Genomic DNA, 4,503 nt, shown 5'->3' on the forward strand with positions numbered 1-4,503 from the left:
CGAAAGCGCTTGAGCTCTTCCATCGGCAGCGCATAACCGCTCAGGTGCAGCAGCCCGTACAGCAGCATCGAGCCATGGCCGTTGCTGAGCACGAAGCGGTCGCGGTCGATCCACTGCGGATGCGCCGGGTCGTGCTTCAACCGGTGGCGCCACAGCGCCTCCGCGATGTCGGCCATGCCCATCGGCATGCCGGGATGCCCCGAATTGGCGGCCTGCACCGCTTCCACCGCCAGCATGCGCAAGGCATCCGCGCAGGCACGCCGCAACGTCAAGTTGTCCATACAACCCTCTCGAAAGGAAAGAATGTCTTGATCCAGCGGCCACCGCGGAACTGGCTCCGCCAGGCCGCTGGTGGCGCCCCCCTGGGGGGGTGCGGCGAAGCCGCTACGGGGGGGAGAGCCTCTTTTTTCGCTCCACGAGCCGAAGGATCATCGGCGTGAAGATCAGCTGCATCGCCAGATCCATCTTGCCGCCCGGCACCACCAGCGTGTTGGCGCGCGACATCCACGAGTCGTGCAGCATGCTCAGCAGGTACGGGAAGTCGATGCCCGCCGGGTTGGCGAAGCGGATGACCACCAGGCTTTCGTCCGCCGTGGGAATGGTGCGGGCGATGAAGGGGTCGGACGTGTCCACCACCGGCACCCGCTGGAAGTTGATGTGGGTGCGGGTGAACTGCGGGCAGATGTAGTGCACGTACTCGTGCATGCGGCGCAGGATCACGTCGGTCACCGCCTCGGTGCTGTAGCCGCGGGTGGCCTTGTCGCGGTGGATCTTCTGGATCCATTCCAGGTTGATCACCGGCACCACGCCGATCAGCAGGTCGACGAAGCGGGCGACGTCCACGCTGCTGGTCTGCACGCCGCCGTGCAGGCCCTCATAAAACAGCAGGTCGCTGGGCGGCAGGTTCTGCCAGGGCGTGAAGGTGCCGGGCGGCTGCTGGAAGGGCGCGGCCTCTTCCGCGTCGTGCAGGTACTTGCGGCTGGCGCCGGTGCCCGACTCGGCATAGTCGCGGAACAGCTGCTCCAGCTCGGCGAACAGGTTGGCGTCTTCACCGAAGTGGCTGAAGGTGCGGTTGCCAGCCTTCTCGGCTTCGGCCGCGGCCACCTTCATGGCCTGCCGGTCGTAGCGGTGGAAGCTGTCGCCTTCGATGATGGCGGCATTGACCTTCTCGCGCCGGAAGATGTTTTCGAAGGTGCGCGTCACCGAGGTGGTGCCCGCGCCCGACGAGCCGGTGATGGCGATGATGGGGTGCTTGTTGGACATGCTGGTCTCCCTCCGTCTTCTTCGTCGTTGTCAGCTGCAGGTCACAAGGCGCTGGCGGCAAACAGCCCCCGTTTGCCGAACAGCGGCGACGAGTAGCTGTCCATCGGCTCGTCGCGGTGGTAGCCCTCCAGCCGCTCCACCTCTTGCGCTGAGCCGAACACGAAGCCGATGCGCTGGTGCAGCGCATCGGGCTGCACCGTCATCAGCCGCCGGCGGCCGGTGCTGGCCCAGCCGCCCGCCTGCTCCACCAGGAAGCTGATCGGGTTGGCCTCGTACAGCAGGCGCAGCCGGCCGGGCTTGCCCGGGTCTTTCGTGTCGCGCGGGTACATGAACATACCGCCGCGCATCAGGATGCGGTGCGTCTCGGCCACCAGCGAAGCGATCCAGCGCATGTTGAAGTCGGCGCCGCGAGGGCCGGTCTGGCCGGCCAGGCATTCGTCGACATAACGCTTGACGGCCGGCTCCCAGAAGCGGCTGTTGGAGGCGTTGATCGCGAATTCGCGCGTTTGCTCGGGAATCTTCAGGTGCGGGTGGCTGAGCACCCATTCGCCCAGCTGCGGCTCCAGCGTGAAGGCATGGGTACCGTTGCCCAGTGTCAGCACCAGCATGGTGGAAGGGCCGTAGATGGCGTAGCCGGCGCCGATCTGTTGCGTGCCCGGCTGCAGAAAGTCTTCGGGCCTGGCGTCCTGCCCCGGGTGGGGCGCCCGCAGGATGGAGAAGATGCTGCCCACCGACACGTTGACGTCGATGTTCGACGAGCCGTCCAGCGGATCGAACAGCAGCAGGTACTTGCCGCGCGGGTACTGCGGCGGCAGGGTGTAGGCCTCTTCCATCTCCTCGGACACCATCCCGGCCACGTGGCCGCCCCACTCGTTGGCGCGCAGGAACATCTGGTTGGACAGCACGTCCAGCGGCTTCTGCTCCTCACCCTGCACGTTCACCGCGGGTGCGGTGGGCACCGTGGCATGGGGCGCCAGCGCACCAAAGGCCACCCGCTTGGCGATGGCCTTGCAGGCCAGCGACAGGTCGGTGATCAGCGCATTGAGCTCGCCGGTGGCATTGGGGTGGCGTCGTCGCTCCTCGATCAGGAACTGTGTCAACGTGGGCCTTCCGCCTGTGGGCATGGTGTCTCTCCTGTTCTAGAAATGAAGCAGAGTGTTCACAGGGCCTGCGGGGCCCCGTGTGCTCTTGAGACAAGCGGCCAGCTGCACGGGCAGCTCGGCCGGTGAATCCATGCGCCAGGGCGGCGGTCCTTCCCAGCCGGTGGCGCCATAACCCCAATCGGCCAGCACCGCCGGGCAACCGGCGCTGGCGGCGGCCTGCAGGTCGGCGCGGCCGTCACCCACCATCAGCAGCGCGGCCGTCGCCACGCCGAGGTGATCGGCCGCCGCCTGCAGCAGCACCGGGCTGGGCTTGCGCTGGGCCGGCTCGTCGGCCCCGAACACGGCCATCAGGTGCGGCAGCAGGTGGGCGGCGTTCAGCAAGGCGCGCGCCAGCGGCGTGGGCTTGTTGGTGACCACCACGCAAGGCACCTGGCGCGCCAACGCGGCCAGCATCTCGGGCACGCCGTCGAACACGTGGCCCAGGCTCATCGGCGCGGCCAGCGCGGTCATGTCGAAGCTGCGGCGCAGGTGGTCGCAGAGCTGGCGACCCGCCGCATTGGTGGGGTCGATGGCCTGGGCCACCAGCGCGCGGGCGATGGTGGCGTCGGGGCCGTCGCCGATCCAGCCACGCACGGTGGGCAGGTCGAAGCTGCGCAGCCCCGCCTTGTGCAGCGCCGAATTGAGCGCATGGCGGATGTCGGGCGCACTGTCCACCAGCGTGCCGTCGAGGTCGAAGGCGATGGCCTCGACCGGTTGTAGCAGACGCGGTGCGGCGGTGGCGCGAAGCGGCACTGCCGCGGCCGTGAGGGCGCCGTTCATGCCGCCACCTCGTCGGCCTGGCGGGTGGCCATGGCGCTGCCGCGGCTGGCGCGGCCCTGCAGCGCGGCCTGCCGCACCGCGTCGATGGCCTGGCGGTACTGGCCCGCCCCGGCACCGAACACGGCAGAGCCGGCCACCAGCGTGTCGGCCCCCGCCGCGGCGATGTGGGCCGCATTGCCGGGCTTCACGCCGCCGTCCACCTCCAGCCAGATGTCGCGGCCGGTGGCGTCGATGCGGCGGCGGATGGCCTCGATCTTGGGCAGCGCACTCTCGATGAAAGCCTGGCCGCCGAAGCCGGGGTTGACCGACATCACCAGCACCAGGTCGAGGTCGTCCAGCACATGGTCGAGCACCGACAGCGGCGTGGCCGGGTTGAGCACCAGCCCCGGCTTGCAGCCGTGCGAGCGGATCAGCTGGATCGTGCGGTGCACGTGCTCGCTGGCCTCAGGGTGGAAGCTGATGAGGCCGGCGCCCGCCTGCGCGAACATGGGCACCAGCGCATCCACCGGCCGCACCATCAGGTGCACGTCGATCGGCACGCGGCTGTGCGGGCGGATGGCTTCGCACACCAGCGGGCCCACCGTCAGGTTGGGCACGTAGTGGTTGTCCATCACGTCGAAGTGGATCAGGTCGGCACCCGCGTCGATCACGGCCTCCACCTCTTCGCCCAGGCGGGCGAAGTTGGCGGACAGCAGGCTGGGGGCGATGCGCAAGCTGGAAGTCATGGGCGGGTTCCGCGTGGTGAGTGGGGGTGTCAGTGGTACAGCGCCTGCACGCCGTCGGCCTCACGCGCGCAGGCCAGCGCCTGCAGCTCGTCCACGCCCAGCCAGGCCGCGCGCTGCAGCTGGCCGCCGGGCTCGCCGGCGATGGGTTGCTGCGGGTCGCCCAGGTGGGGCAGCAGCAGGCCGGCGCCGCTGAAGTCGCTGCCTTCGGTCCAGTAGGTGGGCGTGACCACGGTCCACAGCCCGGCGGCGCGGGCCGCGGCCAGGCCGTTGGCCGAGTCTTCGAAAGCGATGCAGCGCTCGGGCGGCAGGCCCAGCGTGTCCATCGCCAGCTGGTAGATGTCGGGCGCCGGCTTCTTGTGGCGCACCTGGTCGCCGCAGGCGATCACGTCGAACAGCTCCAGCCCGCGGGCGCCCCAGGCGGCCTGCAGCAGCGCGTCGATGTTGGCGGCGGTGGTGGTGCTGGCGATGGCCAGGCGCAGGCCGGCGTCGCGGGCTTCGTCCAGCAGCCGCTGCACGCCGGTGCGCAAGGCAATGCCGCCTTCACGCGCGGTGCTTGTATAGACATGTGTCTTGAGCGCATGGATCTCGGGCAC

At 69.2% G+C, this 4,503-nt stretch carries 5 protein-coding genes and 1 pseudogene; all 6 read right to left on the bottom strand.

Going from position 1 to position 4,503, the window contains the following annotated elements; all coding sequences use genetic code 11:
• Window positions 1–281, bottom strand: a pseudogene (locus tag ABNT58_RS19785) (transketolase); the annotation flags it as partial.
• A gap of 103 nt (window positions 282–384) precedes the next feature.
• Window positions 385–1,263, bottom strand: a complete 879-nt coding sequence (locus ABNT58_RS19790; RefSeq protein ID WP_348755138.1) for a phosphoribulokinase — start codon at window positions 1,261–1,263, stop codon at window positions 385–387.
• Between the two features lie 41 nt (window positions 1,264–1,304).
• Complete coding sequence (locus ABNT58_RS19795) at window positions 1,305–2,387, bottom strand: class 1 fructose-bisphosphatase (protein WP_348755139.1); 1,083 nt, start codon at window positions 2,385–2,387, stop codon at window positions 1,305–1,307.
• A 15-nt stretch (window positions 2,388–2,402) separates the two neighbouring features.
• A complete protein-coding gene (locus ABNT58_RS19800; RefSeq protein ID WP_348755140.1) occupies window positions 2,403–3,185 on the bottom strand; it encodes an HAD-IA family hydrolase in 783 nt (260 codons plus the stop codon).
• Window positions 3,182–3,910 carry a ribulose-phosphate 3-epimerase gene (gene rpe, locus ABNT58_RS19805; RefSeq protein WP_348755141.1) on the bottom strand — a complete coding sequence of 243 codons (729 nt, stop codon included), beginning with the start codon at window positions 3,908–3,910 and terminating at the stop codon, window positions 3,182–3,184. The genes ABNT58_RS19800 and rpe overlap by 4 nt, the downstream gene beginning before the upstream one ends.
• Window positions 3,911–3,939: 29 nt before the next feature.
• Window positions 3,940–4,503 (bottom strand): HAD-IA family hydrolase (locus ABNT58_RS19810; protein ID WP_348755142.1); only part of this gene is annotated, 564 nt, incomplete at its 5' end.

The organism is uncultured Aquincola sp., from assembly GCF_964001545.1.
Classification (GTDB): domain Bacteria; phylum Pseudomonadota; class Gammaproteobacteria; order Burkholderiales; family Burkholderiaceae_C; genus Aquincola.